Source organism: Weeksella virosa DSM 16922, assembly GCF_000189415.1.
Taxonomy (GTDB): domain Bacteria; phylum Bacteroidota; class Bacteroidia; order Flavobacteriales; family Weeksellaceae; genus Weeksella; species Weeksella virosa.
In genome coordinates, this window is sequence record NC_015144.1 from 1,024,824 (window position 1) to 1,040,281 (window position 15,458).

Genomic DNA, 15,458 nt, shown 5'->3' on the forward strand with positions numbered 1-15,458 from the left:
TTTTAACAAAGAATGAAAAAAGACCTTACAATCATTATCCCAATATTCAACGAAGAAGATAACCTTGAGCGTGTAGAAAAAGAACTTACCAATTATTTAAGAAAAGCTTCTCTACCAACCAAGGTTTTATTGATAAATGATGGATCAAAAGACAACAGTCTTCAGCTAATAAAAAATATTTGTAGCCGAAACAACGCTTTTTATTTTATTAGTTTTGATAAAAATTATGGTCTAAGTGCTGCGATAAAAGCTGGTTTCGACTGGGCAGATACTAGTTGGGTGGGCTATATAGATGCCGATTTACAGACATCTCCAGAAGATTTCGAAAAACTCCTTATACATATTCCGCAATACGATTTGGTAACAGGCGTGCGTGCCAATAGAAAAGACTCTCTGGGGAAAAACTTGTCCTCTAAGATTGCGAACAGCATCCGACGTGCTTTCACCAACGACGGGATGGACGATACGGGTTGTCCGTTAAAAATCATGCGAACAGATATGGCAAAAAAAATTCCAATGTTCAAGGGATTACATCGTTTTTTACCCGCAATGATTTTATTACAAAATGGAAAAATTACTCAAATTCCGGTTCGTCATTTCCCAAGGATTGCTGGCGTTTCAAAATTCAATATGTGGAACCGTCTACTAGGTCCACTTTCTGATTGCTTTGCCTATCTTTGGATGAAAAAAAAATACATCAATTATACGGTAAAAGAAAGCAATGTCGACACCTAATTGGTTTATTTACATGATAGGATTTGTGGCGCAAATCTTGTTTTCTAGTCGCCTCATTCTACAATGGTTAATCTCTGAAAAAAACAAAAAAGTCCTAACCCCAAAACTCTTTTGGGAATTTAGTTTAGCAGCATCGATTTTGCTTTTTATCTATGGATATCTGCGTCATGATTTTGCTATTATGCTAGGACAAACGTTAACATATTATATATATATCCGCAATATTCAACTCCAGAATCATTGGAAATCTTTCCCAAAAATAATTCGAATAAGTTTACTGATATTCCCTGTTATTTTGGTTGTGGTAGGATTCAATAACGGAATTATCGATGTGGATAATCTTTTTAGAAACGAAAAAATACCGCTCTGGTTACTCACCTTAGGAATCCTTTCTCAGGTCATGTTTACCTTTCGGTTTGTGTATCAGTGGCTGTATTCTGAATATCAAAAAAACTCTAGTTTACCAATCGGATTCTGGGTTATTAGCCTCATCGGAAGCTTTTTTATCCTAACCTATGCCATCATCCGAAAAGATCCTGTCTTATTTATTGGCCATTTTATGGGATTTATTATCTATTTTAGGAACATAATTTTGATTTGGAAAACCCAAAAAGATGACTAAAACCAACAAAGAATATATTTTTCTTGCACTCATCACCATACTGATGCTCTTTATCAATCTCGGTCTTACACCGACAAATATAATGGAAGCAAGAAATTTTGTAACGGCAAGAGAAATTATAGATAGCAATAACTGGATTTTTACGACGCTCAACGGATTGCCTCGTTACGAAAAACCCCCTTTACCCACTTGGATCACTGCTATTTTTGGTAAATTTTTTGGTTTTGATAATCTATATTATCTCCGTATTCCGGTTGCTATAATTACTGTTTTATTGGTTTTCTATTTTTATCATTTGGTAAAACGATTTACCACCCATTTCCATGCGTATTTGGCGAGTCTAATTCTCATTACTTCTTTCTATATTTTCTTTGCAGGACGTGATAATAATTGGGATATGTACACGCATAGTTTCGTGATTATCGCTTTGTTTTATCTACTTCTCCTCTATCAGAAATGTTACCCAATAGGGTATAAATTCTATTTAGGTGCAATCAGTTCGCTCTCATTAGCAGCCTCTATCCTCAGTAAAGGACCTGTCTCTTTGTATGCTTTATATTTACCTTTTTTACTAGCCTATTTCTTGGTCTACAAAGACAATCGGAAAAGCAAATTCCTGATAGCTTTATCGATTACGGTAACTGGTACATTGATCGGTTTTAGTTGGATGTGGTATGTAAAAACGCACGATCCCCTACCCTTTTCTAAAGCAGCAAAAACAGAAATTTCTCGTTGGGGAAGTTACAACATTCGTCCTTTTTATTATTATTGGAGCTTCTTTACACAATCGGGCATTTGGACCGTAGTTGCTTTTATTGCACTACTTTATCCGTACCTAAAAAACAAAGTAAGCAACCCAAAAGCCTATCAATTTGCCTTTCTTTGGACAATTTTTTCTTTAATTTTATTATCGATTATCCCCGAAAAGAAAACACGCTACATCTTACCAACACTGATCCCTCTAGCCTACAATACAAGTTTTTATGTTTTGTATTTGTATAAAAACTTTACAACAATTTCTAATAAAGAGCGTTTGGCTGCTAATTTTTCTTTCGGGATTATTGGGATAATTGCTTGTCTTTTTGTCGGGATTATTCCCTACCTCATTTTGCAAAAAAGTTTTTCTTTCTATGCAATTCCTTTGGTTTTGAGTGGTTTGTTCTTTGGATGGACGATTCTCAACAGCCTGAAATCGAGGAATTTTATGCTCGTTTTTTATTCTACAATTCTTTTGATGACTTCTGTAGTTGCGTTTGCTTATCCTGTTTTCACCTCGAAGTTGAATAATCCCAAGTATACCTCTCGTGAAAACTTCCATGAAATAGAAAAGCAATGGAACATCAAAACGTATGAATCTGATGGTTTTATTCCCGAATTGATTTTGGCCTATGGAGAGCCAATTCCGGTTATCAAAAATCTAGATGAAATTACTTTACCAAAAAGTGATCGTTTCGGTGTATTATTAGATGTAAACGATACGATATTTATGGATTCTGTTTTGTTTGGGTATCATCATCAGAAAATTACGACTCTAGATTTTAATCGTGTTCATCCGAACACTCCCTTTTATAATCCGAGACTGACTCGCGCTTATTATTTGGTCGAAAAAAAGTAATTTCTTCTAAAAAATGAGTCGAAATTGCAAAGAACTTTTAACTTTGTTGTAAAATCAATTATACTATGCTTGTAGTTTCTTACATTCAAGAAAATAAGGAAGAAGTTATTGAAGGACTTAAGAAAAGAAATTTCAAAGAACTTTATTTGATCGACGAAGTGTTGAGTTTGGATGAATTACGTCGTAAAACACAATTCGAGTTAGACACAATTTTGGCAGAATCGAATAAACTTTCTAAAGAAATCGGGAACCTTTTCAAATCGGGACAGACAGAAGATGCCAATAAACTGAAAGAACAAACGACCGAACTAAAATCATCGTCCAAAGAACTACAAGATTTATTATCCGAATACGAAGCATCGATTCAGAATATTTTATATCAAATTCCTAATGTACCCAACGAATTGGTGAAAGCAGGAAAAGATGAAAATGATAATGAAATCGTTTTTTCTTCAGGAGATGCTTCTCCCAAGAAAGGATATTTACCGCATTGGGAAGTAGCCAAGAAATACGATTTGATTGATTTTGAATTGGGAGTGAAAATTACTGGTGCAGGTTTTCCTGTTTACAAAGGAAAAGGAGCTCGGTTGCAACGCGCTTTGATTCAATATTTTTTGGATAAAAACACCGCAGCTGATTACCAAGAAATCATCCCGCCATTTGTGGTGAATGAAGCTTCTGGTTACGGAACGGGACAATTACCCGACAAAGAAGGACAAATGTATTATGTAAAAGAAGATGATTTGTATTTGATACCGACTTCTGAAGTTCCTGTGACCAATATTTACCGCGATGTTATCTTGAGAGATGAAGAATTACCGTTGAAACATACAGCATATTCACCTTGTTTCCGTAGAGAGGCAGGAAGTTATGGGAAAGATGTACGTGGACTAAATCGTTTACATCAGTTCGAGAAGGTAGAAATTGTTCGCATAGAAAAACCAGAAAATTCGATGGCTGCCTTAGACGAAATGGTTGAGCATGTAAAAGGTTTATTGGAGGAGTTGGATTTGCCTTACCGTATTTTACGTTTATGTGCTGGCGATACAGGTTTTGCCTCATCGATTACCTACGACTTCGAGGTTTTTTCTCAGGCTCAAGAAAAATGGTTAGAAGTTAGTTCGGTATCAAACTTTAGAGATTTTCAGGCAAATCGTCTAAAATTGCGTTATAAGGCAGGAAATGCTTCTCAGCTGCTTCACACTCTAAACGGTTCTGCATTGGCATTGCCTCGGATTCTAGCTTCGATACTTGAGAACTATCAGCAAGAAGATGGAAGCATCAGAATTCCGAAAGTGTTGGTTCCTTATACTGGATTTTCAGAGATTAAATAAAAGAACTATCGTTCTCAAGTAAAAAAATGGTTCGAGAAAATACTTCTCGAACCATTTTTTTATTAATCTTTTGGTTTATCCTACCGAAATAAAAAGAGGGACGAAATACATTCAACCCTCTTTTACTATACTTATACTTGAAATAAAGTTGCTATTATTCTACGGTAACCGATTTTGCCAAATTTCTTGGTTGATCGACATTTTTACCTAACTTCACTGCTACCCAATACGATAATAATTGCAATGGAATAGCTGTGAGAATTGGCGAGAATTCTTCTTCAGTTTCTGGAATTACCACATAATCATCCGCCATATTGACTACTTGCTCATCGCCTTCGTTTACGATTGCGATAACTTTGGCACTTCTAGATTTTATTTCTTGAATATTAGAAACCACTTTCTCGTAGTAGCCTTTTTTGGTTGCAATTACAATTACAGGCATATTCTCGTCTAATAAAGCAATAGGTCCGTGCTTCATTTCTGCGGCAGGATAGCCTTCTGCATGGATATACGAGATTTCTTTTAGTTTTAATGCACCTTCTAATGCAGAAGGATAATTGTATCCACGACCTAGATAAATAACATTTTTATTATCCTTGTATTTTTCGGCAATTTTTTCTACTACCCCTTCACAGTTTTCTAGAATTTGTTCTACTTTGTTTGGGATATTTTCTAATTCGCGAATCAATAAGTTGAAGCGCTCATTAGACAATTCTCCTTTATGTTTACCTAATTTGATGGCAATCATCGCCAATACAGTCAGCTGAGCAGTGAAAGCTTTGGTAGAAGCTACTCCAATTTCTGGTCCTGCATGGGTATATGCACCGGCATCGGTAATGCGTGCAATTGATGACCCAACTACATTATTGATACCGAAAATAAAAGCTCCTTTTTCTTTGGCTAACTTTAGTGCTGCTAAAGTATCGGCTGTCTCTCCCGATTGCGAAATTGCAATTACTACATCATTTTTCTTGATGATCGGATTTCTGTATCGAAATTCTGACGCATATTCCACTTCTACCGGAATACGAGCAAAATCCTCAATCATGTATTCTGCTATTAAACCAGCATGGTAAGAGGTTCCGCATGCAACAATAATGATTCTTTTGGCGTTGAGGAATTTCTCTTGATGATCCCAAATTCCGGCCATCTTAATTATTCCTTCGTCAACCAACAAACGTCCACGTAGCGTATCGTAAATAGAGCGTGGTTGCTCATGAATTTCTTTCAGCATGAAATGTTCATAACCTCCTTTTTCGATTTGTTCGATATTCAATTGTAGTTCTTGAATGTTGGGGGTTACTTCAGTATTGTTTTCTATTTTTCGGATATCAACTTCTTTTCCTCTGGTGATTGTCGCCATTTCTCCGTCATCTAAGTACACGGCGTCTTTGGTAAACTCGATAAAAGGTGATGCATCAGAGGCTATAAAATACTCATTTTTCCCAATTCCGATGGCTAATGGAGAACCTAATCGCCCCACTACTATTTCGTCTGTATTTTCTTTATCCAAAACAGCAATTGCATAAGCACCAATTACTTGGTTGAGTGCTAAGCGTACAGCATCGGTAAGATTAAGTTTATTTTCATCTTGTAGGTATTGAATGAAATTTACTAAAACTTCGGTATCGGTTTCACTATAAAAAGTAAATCCTTTTTCTACCAATAATTGTTTCAGTGTATCGTAGTTTTCGATAATACCATTATGTACCAAAACGATGCGTCCATTGTTACTTAGGTGTGGATGCGAGTTTACATCATTTGGCACCCCATGTGTTGCCCATCTTGTATGCCCAATCCCAACGGTCGGTGTATGGTCGATGTCTGTGCTTTTATCTTCCAAATCAGATACTTTGCCCTTGGTTTTCACCAACTCGAATTTATCCTCTTTTGCTAAAACTAATCCTGCACTATCATACCCTCGGTATTCTAGTCTTTTTAGCCCATTGATAATAATGGGATATGCTTGTCGGCTTCCAATATATCCTACGATTCCGCACATAATTTTTTACTTTTGAGTGTAATATACTAATAATTTAAGTTTCTTTTCTTGATCGGAAGATTGATTCCCATGGAACACCAAACGGTGTGGAGAAGACACTCTATTATTATAATGAGGTTTCTCTGAATAGATGTTGGATTTCCCTATCTCTAATAAGAAATTACCCATACCGATTCGCATTTCTTGGTTCTCGAATACTTCTCCTCTTTCGATCATCGATTTGAGATGATCTGTTATGTCTATAATATATTGGCCATCATTCTTCTTGAAGTTGTACATTGGATTAAAATGTACATTGTGCGGATAGCTATTGACAAAGGATTGTTGTCTTGTCATATCCGAATACATTTCATCTATCCATTTTCCTTCTTTTTGGTAATGATTCCATGCAAAAATATATGGTGGCTTTGAGGCGATATCTTGATAAGAGTTGTCCACATTCATAACTACTTTCGCCCCCACAATAATCCAATTGTTCCCTTTGGCTTTATTGCGAAAATCTTCTAATGCTTCTGGTTTGATATGGAGATTTATCATCGTACCATCCATACCATTGAGGTACAATCTCGACGCTCCATTTACTCTGTCTGGATTTTGGGTTGCTGATAGTAATTCGGCACTTCTTTGGTTGCTAAACTGATTTAACTGTACCGTGAAATCTGGTCCTGATTGTAAAGATGTCCATCGATTACGGAAACCAAAATCATAACTAGACTGCATTCGTTTAGGTTCTTCGCCTTCTTTTACTTTGGTATCGTCATGCGAATAATACATCTTCAGCTGAATTTGGTTTGGATTGAATTGAAAATAAAATCCATTATCATTTTCTACCGAAATCTCTAATCCACGTAACACATTGCGAATGAAAGTTGCATTATCGCTCAAGTTTCCTGTACTTCGATTATTGATAATTTTTTGCTGGAAAAAGTCTTTGTCCAACATAACTTTGTACGCTACTTCTTCTTCGAAATCGGTTGTTGATTTGTCTTTTTCTTTTACTATATTCTGCACCACAGTTTTAGTGATCTCTGTTGATCCTAAAACGGTTGGCAAAACCTCTATCTGATCCTTGTTACGCAAATTAGGGTTAGAATAATAAAGAGAATCGTAAAAAAGAACTGTATTCATTTCACGAACATTTAGACGCATCGTCGCATCTTTATGACCGTAAATCGAATCCAATTCATACGTGTTTTTTATCCACCATTTTTCTATTTTATCTTTATCTGTTCCGCTCGTTACTTTTACTGTATCTTGCTTTGCTGCTTTCTCTTTATGATATACCGGAATTCGAAGAACAACAGAATCTACTGTAGGATTTTGACCAAAGGTAGGATTTGCTCCCGATAGACGTACTTGGGTATAGAATCGGGCTTTATTTTGCCCAAAAGTTGGTTCGTTGTACACACCAAGAATAGCGTTTTGTAATACTTTTTGGTTAGAAAGAATGGTGTCGGTAGTGGTATTGTACGCAACAAGATCCAATTCGTACTTCGAGCCAGTTGCTCCTCCTCCTACCAATTCATCTCCTACAGTTAACGGGTCGTTATCACACGAAACCAACAGGCTGCTTGTGACCAATAGTGCAGATAAAACGGTAAGCACATTCAAGATTCTCTTCATCCGGTATTCTAAATATTAAAAAATTAGTTTGCGTTGATTACTTCTTCTATATAAAAATTCTTATAAACTTCTTTTGCCAATTCTCCTGCTTGGAAGTCTAACAAAGGTAAATCTTTACTCTTGATAAACTCTTCAACATCTATAGGAATTTTTTCTTCTCCCTTCACAATCGCATCTGCATACTTTAGTGCTGCTTGCACCCAAGCCAAATGAGTTGGTGTGTCTAAATACTCTTTCACCTCCCCTTCGACTTTATCAAATGCTAATTTGTTAACGATGTCTGGATTCAATTCTCCTTTAAACCCATTATCAAACAAAGAAACAACTACTTTTGTGTCATGAAAAAAAGGATCATCCTGATAGTATTTTCTTAAATACAACGGCAACAAGCCCGACATCCACCCCAAAATGTGTACCACATCTGGCTTCCAGTTTAATTTTTTCACGGTTTCTAAAACCCCTTTTGCAAAGAAGATTGCTCGCTCATCATTATCTGCTGCCATTTCACCGTTTTTCGACGTGTACACTTCTTTGCGTTTGAAATACTCTTCATTATCAATAAAATAAACTTGCAAACGTTCATTCGGTACAGATGCAACTTTTATGATCAATGGCTGATCGATATCATTGATAATCATATTCATCCCCGATAATCGAATCACTTCATGAAGCTGATGTCTACGCTCATTAATCACCCCAAAACGAGGCATAAAAATACGAACATCTGCCCCATCACTCTGCATTAATTTCGGTAAAGCTAAAGCTTGTGAAGACATTGGATTTTCAGGAAAGTATGGAACCATCTCAGTAGTGACATACAAAATTCTCTTTTCTTGCATAATGATAACTCTTTTCCTATTGTAAAACAGGGTACAAAGGTACAAAAAAATATTGACATTTGCTTTGTTATCTTTAGCTTTGTCACGATTTTAGAATTTTTTAACAGCCCGAACAAATGAAAATTTTTCGTACCCAAACCGAAATGTCTCCTGTACTACAAAAAACAAGGGAGAATGGGGAAACCATAGGTTTCGTCGCTACAATGGGTGCCTTACACCAAGGCCACCTAGCGTTGATACAACAAGCAAAAAAAGAAAATGAAGTTGTTGTAGTGAGTATTTTTGTCAATCCGACTCAATTCAACAATCCTGAAGATTTAGCCAAATACCCACGAACAGAAGAGAAAGATATTGTTTTATTATCCGATAGTAATTGTGATTTTCTTTATTTGCCAAACGTCGAAGATGTTTATCCCGAAAAAGAAGAAAGCAAAGATTACGATTTTGGCTTACTCGATCAAGTAATGGAAGGAAAATTTCGTCCTGGCCATTTTGCTGGTGTAGCAACGGTTGTCAACAAACTTCTGCGTGCTGTACAACCCACAAAAGCCTATTTCGGTGAAAAAGATTTCCAGCAAGTACGTATTGTTCAGGAAATGGTAAGACAAGAAAAATTACCGGTAGAAATTGTTACTGTTCCAGTTCAAAGAGCTGAAAATGGTTTGGCCCTAAGTTCTAGAAACACACGACTTACGGAAGAAAATCTACAAGCAGCTCCTTTCATTTATGCAACCTTGCAAAAAGCAAAGAATTTAAAAGAAGAGGGAAATTCTGTACATGAAGTCAATTCGTATGTTGAAAAAGCTTTTGCCAATTCACCTTTCGAGCTAGAATATTTTCAGATAGCCGATGAAGAAACCCTTCAACCCATTGACGATTTTACGTCTACAAAGAAAATTCGCGCTTTTGTTGTTGCCTATGCAGGAGATGTCCGCTTAATTGACAACTTATCATTTTCTTAATAAAACTTATTCCTATTCACAGATATAGAGATCATAAAAAAATAAATTAAATTTGCATTATTATGATGATAGAAATTTTTCAATCGAAAATACACCGCGCAACTGTTACTGACGCAAAATTAAATTACATCGGCAGCATTACGATCGATGAAGATTTGCTGGATGCTTCGAAAATTTTGGTCGGACAAAAAGTACAAATTGTCGTACAAGAAAATGGCGAAAGATTCGAAACCTATGTAATAAAAGGAAAACGCGGAAGCGGTGAAATTTGCCTCAACGGCCCCGCAGCAAGACGTGTACAAGTGGGCGATACCATAATAATTATTGCCTATGCTATGATGGATTATGACAAGGCAAAAACTTTCCAGCCGACGATCATTTTCCCGAACGAACAAAATCGATTAGATTAGAAGTAAACAGCAAAAATGAATGCCAAAATAAAACAAAGTATCTTTCTTATTTTTGCGACTGCTTTGGCAGGATTTTTTATTTATATTACTGCTCAGAAAATCGATTTTGACCATGTGAAAGTCATCTTGAAAAAGACAAATTATTTTTGGATTTTCTTGTCGATGTTTCTCAGTATTGTTTCCTATTGGATCCGTGCCAAGCGCTGGAATCTTTTACTCAATCCGATTGGCTTGTACCCAAAAACGATTAATAATTTTTGGTCGATTGCCTTTGGATATTTTATGAATCTTACCATACCCAGAAGTGGAGAAGTCGCTCGCGCAACCTCCCTTTACAAAACAGAAAATGTACCCATCGATAAAACTTTTGGGACAATTGTTCTCGAGCGGGTAATCGATTTAGTCTGCTTACTTACGGTGATTGGTCTTTCGTTTATTTTTAATTATGAAATACTACAGAAGTTTTTAGAATTTGGCAACCGAGAAAGCAGTGAACACCCTGCCGAAAAATCATCTTCTAATCTTATCTATATCGCATATGCAGTGCTCTTGGGTGCGATTATCCTTGGACTATTTTGGAGGAGATTGAAACGAACAAAGCTTTTCGATAAGATAAAAAACTTTTTATTCGGCATCTTAGAAGGTCTAAAATCTATATCTAAACTGAAAAAAAGACGAGAATTTATCGTTTGGTCTATCCTTTTATGGGTCTGTTACTTCCTGATGACCTATGTTGTCTTTTTTGCTTTTCCCGACACACAATCCCTTGGTTTGCGCGAAGGTTTATTTCTTTTAGTCGCAGGTTCATTCGGGATGATTTTGCCTGTAGCAGGCGGTTTGGGCTATCCTTATATCATGTCGATTGCTTTTGCTGCGATGTACACAATCAACCAATCGGATGCAGAAAACGGTCGTCAAATTGGCGATTATTTTGGTCTAATTCTCTACTTAGCACAAATAATTTCAATGATTTCTTTTGGTTTAATAGCCATGTTTTTTATCAGTAAAAACAAAACCTCATAACAAACGGAAACTACCTTATCCGCTCAGGATTTCATCCTACCGAAAAACAGAAAAAAGGAAACTCTTCAAGTACAACATAAATTGTATTTTTGAAAAAAAGTTTCGGAATGGCAAAAATCAAAACTGCATTTTTGTGTCAGAATTGTGGTACTCAGTCTTCACAATGGATGGGACAATGCAAAAATTGTGGCGAATGGAATACAATTGTAGAAGAAGTGATCGATAAGGGAGAGGATAAAAAAGTTTGGAAAAATCCTCGTCACAAAACAAGCTCTCCTGTGCTGAATATTCGCGAAGTAAACCCGCTAGGCGAAACTAGAATCAGCACCAAAAACGCCGAACTCGATCGTGTTTTAGGTGGTGGGATTGTACCTGGATCGGTAATCTTGGTCGGAGGAGAACCTGGCGTAGGAAAATCGACCTTGATGTTGCAAATCGCCCTAAAACTCAACAATACAAAAATACTTTATGTCTCTGGTGAAGAAAGTGTTAACCAAGTAAAATTACGTGCAGAACGCATCGGAATAGAATCGGATGAATGCTATGTTTTGCCCGAAACCAATACCCAAAAAATATTTGCACATGCCAAAGAAATTCAACCTCAACTAATTATTATCGATTCGGTTCAAACACTTCAGACTGCCTATGTAGAGTCATCACCAGGAAGTATTTCACAAATCAGAGAAACAACATCAGAACTGATCCAATATGCAAAAGAAACCAATACGCCTGTTATTTTGATTGGTCATATAACCAAAGAAGGCGTTATTGCTGGGCCAAAAATTCTCGAACATATGGTCGATGTCGTTTTACAGTTCGAGGGAGATCGAAACCATATTTACAGAATTTTACGAGCCAATAAAAATCGTTTTGGATCGACAGCCGAAATCGGAATTTATGAAATGCAAGGTAGTGGTTTACGCGAAGTGACTAATCCGTCTGAAGTCTTAATCATCAAAAAAGATGAACCTCTAAGCGGGAATGCAGTTGCAGCAACATTAGAAGGTGTGCGACCGATGTTGATCGAAGTGCAAGCTTTGGTAAGTTCGGCTGTGTATGGAACACCTCAACGTTCGACAACGGGTTTTGATCTGAAGCGTCTGAATATGCTTTTGGCCGTTCTCGAGAAAAGAGCGGGTTTTCGGCTGAACCTAAAAGATGTCTTTCTGAATATTACAGGTGGAATTCGGGTAGATGATCCCGCCCTCGATTTAGCGATTGTTGCGGCAATTCTCTCGTCTAACGAGGATATTACCGTGCCCGATAATTGCTGTTTTGCAGGTGAAATCGGGTTGAGTGGAGAAATACGTGCCGTAAATAGAGTGGAACAACGAGTTACTGAAGCCGAAAAATTAGGGTTTGATGCAATTTTTGTTTCGAAATACAATAAACTAAAAGATAGCGATCATCAAATCAGAATTATCAGGGTTTCTAAAGTCGAAGAGATTTATCAAAAATTATTTCAGTAAACTTATAAGGTTTTGACCAATCCTCCTTCTATCCTAAAAAAAGTTTTAGTGCATACGGCTTTCCTAAGCACCGCTTTGCTGCTATTTTATTGGGCAGCTGGACAAATTTCTATTGGGTATGCTTTGCCCTGTCCTTTTCATTCTCTTACCGGTCTTTGGTGTCCGGGTTGTGGTGGCCAACGCGCTTTGTTTTTATTACTGCAAGGAGATGTTGTAGCGTCTTTTCGATCTAATATTTTTCTGATTCCGATAATCGTTTTCCTATTCTATTGGTATGTCGATTGGGTTGAACAGACCTTTTTCGAGCAAAGAAAAAAATTATACACCAATCATACAACCAATTATTTTCGATTAATTCTATGGATAGTTTTGATCTATTTTGTTCTCCGAAATCTCCCTTTTTTTCCGTTTACCTACCTCGCTCCTCCCGTAAAGTAGCTCTAATCTTTTCGTTTTCTTCAGCTGCCTTTTGGGTAGAATTTTCCTCTCCGATTACCCAAGTTTCGTTGGCATCCCATAGCTTACGAATTGCAATCATAGCTGGGTATAGATAGACTGGCTCGGCCTGTTGATTGAGCAAATAATCGCCCGTATCCCAACGTCCATTTTCGTTTTCATCAACTAATAGTCGGAAATAATATTCTTTTGGTTCTAAATTCGGAAAAGAATATACTGTTTCTTTCCCATAAAATTCTTGCAAAATTTTATCTCCATCTCGCTGTATAAACTGTAAAAAGAAAGGTTTGCTCGGAGCATTGGCGAGCGTTAGTTTTAGGTTGCCATAATCGGTACTTTTTCCTACCGAGAACTGGTAGGCTAAAGTGTCATTGGCAATTTCGAAAATGTTTTCTATAGCGTTTGGATACAAATTCAGTTCGAATTTCTGATCATAATCTTTCTCGAAATTCAACCACAGTATGGTTGGTTTTTTGGGGTCAAAAGTCACCTCAAAAGGAATCTGAACAGTGTCTCGAAACAGCTCGATATCTTGTTTGTTCCAGTTTGTAATAGGAGCATTGCTCACCAATTTCAGCGATTGATTCGGCGACAAGCTATTGTTCGTTAATTCGGGCGTCACCCGAAACTTAAAATCCTCTTTGGGCTGGTTATAGAGAACGGTGGCAACGTCTTTTTTGTCGTTCGAAAGTACGTCGAATCGTAGGCGTTGATTGCGTGCAGACAAGGTATCTTTCTTTGGATTGAACCAAAAAACAATAGAATCTTGATCGATAAATTCTTCTATTTGAGCAGTTTTGAAATCTTTTTCGGTAATAATTTTCAAAGAATTTTTGAGTCCTTCGGTTGTGAAAAGAATTTGTCCATATCCTTTTTGTTCTGCTTTCAGAAAACGGTAGGCAGGTTTTTGCTGAAAAAGTTTTAATTGAATCGATTCTTGATTTTGGTCTAAGTGAATGTTGTCTGATAAAAAAGCTATTTTTTCTTTACCATAATCGATCATACTATTTTCTATTTCATCAGAAAAAGCAACAATTTTATAAGTTCCTTTTGCTAAATAATTCACCAAAAAACTCCCGTCTTCAGAAGCTCTAGCTATATAATATGGCTTTTTCCTTAGCGGGATACTGTCGTTGAACTTTTCGTCTACCTTGTACAATCCTACCACTACTTTTTCGGGTTGTTTCAGATGATATGGATCTTTTACTTTGCCTGCAATCTGCAAAGAATCGATGTAATTTCCGGTAGAAAAAACGTATGAAAAGTCGCTTAGCACATTGCCTTCGTTATGATCGCGAACAGCATCCCCAAAATTAAAATGGTAGGTAGTATTGGGTTGTAAAGTTTCTTGTAGTTTAATAGAAATATTCTTTTTGGCAGTAGCTTGAGGTGTTACGATCGGGTTCTTCTCAAAAGGTGGTGAAATCACAACATTTTTACTATAATCTTTGAGCATGATATACTCATCAAAATCGAGTATAATTTCTTTGATATCTGTATCAACATTTGTAGATAAAGTATCTGGAAAAGCTTTTAGAAACACGGGTGGATCCACATCTTTGGGTCCTCCTGTAGGCATTCCTTTACGTGCACATGAAGCGAAAGTAATTAGAACGCTGAGAAAAAGTATTTTTTTCATGGCCATTTTCATCTCCGCAAGTTACTACTTTTCGACTTTATTTGGTATAGGCAAGTGTAATGACACTAATTTTTATATTGGGATAGTCTTTGAAAAGATTGATACAATGTGCCAAAGTAGAGCCAGTCGTTAATACATCATCTAACAGAAGATAATGGCCATCGGGCGGAATCCTCTTTAGAACGAATGTATCCTCTAGTGAAGCAAATCGACTTTCTCGATCTTTTTTGGTTTGAGTTTTTAAATGCTTCTTCCTACCCAAAATATCCTCTATTACTTCTATCGAATTTATCCTACCTAAGGCTTTTGCAAAAGACAAAACTTGATTGTACCCTCTTTCTTTCAGTCGATTAGTATGGATTGGCATTGGAAGAATACCATCGAAAACTTGGGGTGGAAGTTGTATTTTTTCGGCAAAAAGAGCACCAATTTCTGCTTGATTTTTATATTTTATGGCATGCAAAATTTGTTGAGATAAATGTTCTTTCTCGAAAAAGAAAACAGCCGTAGCACTTTCTACCAAACACAAAGAGCGCAAACGATGATAAACCAAATTGTCTTGCGACAAAGAAAAATGAGTAAAAGGAATGGCTTGCAAACAAGAAACACAGAAATATTGTCTTCTGTTGATAACCGAAGAACAGCCTAAGCAACGAGCCGGAAAAAATAAATCTACCAAAGAATCTACGATCGGTTTTATTTCCATTAACTTTGTAGCATTAATAGTAA

General features: G+C 36.6%; 14 protein-coding genes. 9 read left to right on the forward strand and 5 right to left on the reverse strand.

Features of this window, described 5'->3' with window-relative positions; genetic code table 11:
• Window positions 1-12: 12 nt before the first annotated feature.
• The 4 genes from WEEVI_RS05025 to serS all read left to right on the forward strand — a co-directional run bounded on the left by WEEVI_RS05025 (window position 13) and on the right by serS (window position 4,306).
• On the forward strand, window positions 13-735 hold the full coding sequence (locus WEEVI_RS05025; RefSeq protein ID WP_013598074.1) for a glycosyltransferase family 2 protein: 723 nt from the start codon (window positions 13-15) through the stop codon (window positions 733-735).
• Window positions 722-1,357, forward strand: a complete 636-nt coding sequence (locus tag WEEVI_RS05030; protein ID WP_013598075.1) for a lipid-A-disaccharide synthase N-terminal domain-containing protein — start codon at window positions 722-724, stop codon at window positions 1,355-1,357. The genes WEEVI_RS05025 and WEEVI_RS05030 overlap by 14 nt, the downstream gene beginning before the upstream one ends.
• On the forward strand, window positions 1,350-2,972 hold the full coding sequence (locus WEEVI_RS05035) for an ArnT family glycosyltransferase (protein WP_013598076.1): 1,623 nt from the start codon (window positions 1,350-1,352) through the stop codon (window positions 2,970-2,972). The genes WEEVI_RS05030 and WEEVI_RS05035 overlap by 8 nt, the downstream gene beginning before the upstream one ends.
• Before the next feature lie 65 nt (window positions 2,973-3,037).
• Window positions 3,038-4,306 (forward strand): serine--tRNA ligase, encoded by a 1,269-nt coding sequence (serS, locus tag WEEVI_RS05040; RefSeq protein WP_013598077.1) that lies wholly within the window; start codon window positions 3,038-3,040, stop codon window positions 4,304-4,306.
• Between the two features lie 154 nt (window positions 4,307-4,460).
• Here the strand turns inward: serS and glmS are convergent, their stop codons facing one another.
• From glmS to WEEVI_RS05055, 3 genes are read right to left on the reverse strand one after another with little or no spacing between them, the layout of a single operon-like run.
• On the reverse strand, window positions 4,461-6,308 hold the full coding sequence (gene glmS, locus WEEVI_RS05045) for a glutamine--fructose-6-phosphate transaminase (isomerizing) (RefSeq protein ID WP_013598078.1): 1,848 nt from the start codon (window positions 6,306-6,308) through the stop codon (window positions 4,461-4,463).
• A gap of 6 nt (window positions 6,309-6,314) precedes the next feature.
• On the reverse strand, window positions 6,315-7,931 hold the full coding sequence (locus WEEVI_RS05050; RefSeq protein ID WP_013598079.1) for a DUF4270 domain-containing protein: 1,617 nt from the start codon (window positions 7,929-7,931) through the stop codon (window positions 6,315-6,317).
• A gap of 23 nt (window positions 7,932-7,954) precedes the next feature.
• The gene (locus tag WEEVI_RS05055) at window positions 7,955-8,770 is read right to left on the reverse strand and encodes a glycogen/starch synthase (protein ID WP_013598080.1); all 816 of its coding nucleotides are present in this window, start codon (window positions 8,768-8,770) and stop codon (window positions 7,955-7,957) included.
• Between the two features lie 116 nt (window positions 8,771-8,886).
• Here WEEVI_RS05055 and panC point away from each other — a divergent pair, with 116 nt between their 5' ends.
• The 5 genes from panC to WEEVI_RS05080 all read left to right on the forward strand — a co-directional run bounded on the left by panC (window position 8,887) and on the right by WEEVI_RS05080 (window position 13,072).
• On the forward strand, window positions 8,887-9,732 hold the full coding sequence (panC, locus tag WEEVI_RS05060) for a pantoate--beta-alanine ligase (protein ID WP_013598081.1): 846 nt from the start codon (window positions 8,887-8,889) through the stop codon (window positions 9,730-9,732).
• 62 nt (window positions 9,733-9,794) lie between these two features.
• Window positions 9,795-10,142 (forward strand): aspartate 1-decarboxylase, encoded by a 348-nt coding sequence (gene panD / locus WEEVI_RS05065; RefSeq protein ID WP_013598082.1) that lies wholly within the window; start codon window positions 9,795-9,797, stop codon window positions 10,140-10,142.
• A gap of 15 nt (window positions 10,143-10,157) precedes the next feature.
• Window positions 10,158-11,165 (forward strand): lysylphosphatidylglycerol synthase transmembrane domain-containing protein, encoded by a 1,008-nt coding sequence (locus WEEVI_RS05070; RefSeq protein ID WP_013598083.1) that lies wholly within the window; start codon window positions 10,158-10,160, stop codon window positions 11,163-11,165.
• A 107-nt stretch (window positions 11,166-11,272) separates the two neighbouring features.
• Window positions 11,273-12,634, forward strand: a complete 1,362-nt coding sequence (gene radA, locus WEEVI_RS05075; protein ID WP_013598084.1) for a DNA repair protein RadA — start codon at window positions 11,273-11,275, stop codon at window positions 12,632-12,634.
• Window positions 12,635-12,646: 12 nt separating this feature from the next.
• Window positions 12,647-13,072, forward strand: coding sequence for a DUF2752 domain-containing protein (locus tag WEEVI_RS05080; RefSeq protein WP_013598085.1), 426 nt, complete (start codon window positions 12,647-12,649; stop codon window positions 13,070-13,072).
• Here WEEVI_RS05080 and WEEVI_RS05085 read toward each other — a convergent pair.
• Together WEEVI_RS05085 and WEEVI_RS05090 are read right to left on the reverse strand one after the other, a co-directional pair.
• On the reverse strand, window positions 13,044-14,729 hold the full coding sequence (locus WEEVI_RS05085) for an Ig-like domain-containing domain (RefSeq protein WP_169308966.1): 1,686 nt from the start codon (window positions 14,727-14,729) through the stop codon (window positions 13,044-13,046). The genes WEEVI_RS05080 and WEEVI_RS05085 overlap by 29 nt on opposite strands.
• A 37-nt stretch (window positions 14,730-14,766) precedes the next feature.
• Window positions 14,767-15,435: a ComF family protein gene (locus tag WEEVI_RS05090; protein WP_013598087.1), complete on the reverse strand. Its 669-nt coding sequence runs from the start codon at window positions 15,433-15,435 to the stop codon at window positions 14,767-14,769.
• Between the last annotated feature and the right edge of the window lie 23 nt (window positions 15,436-15,458).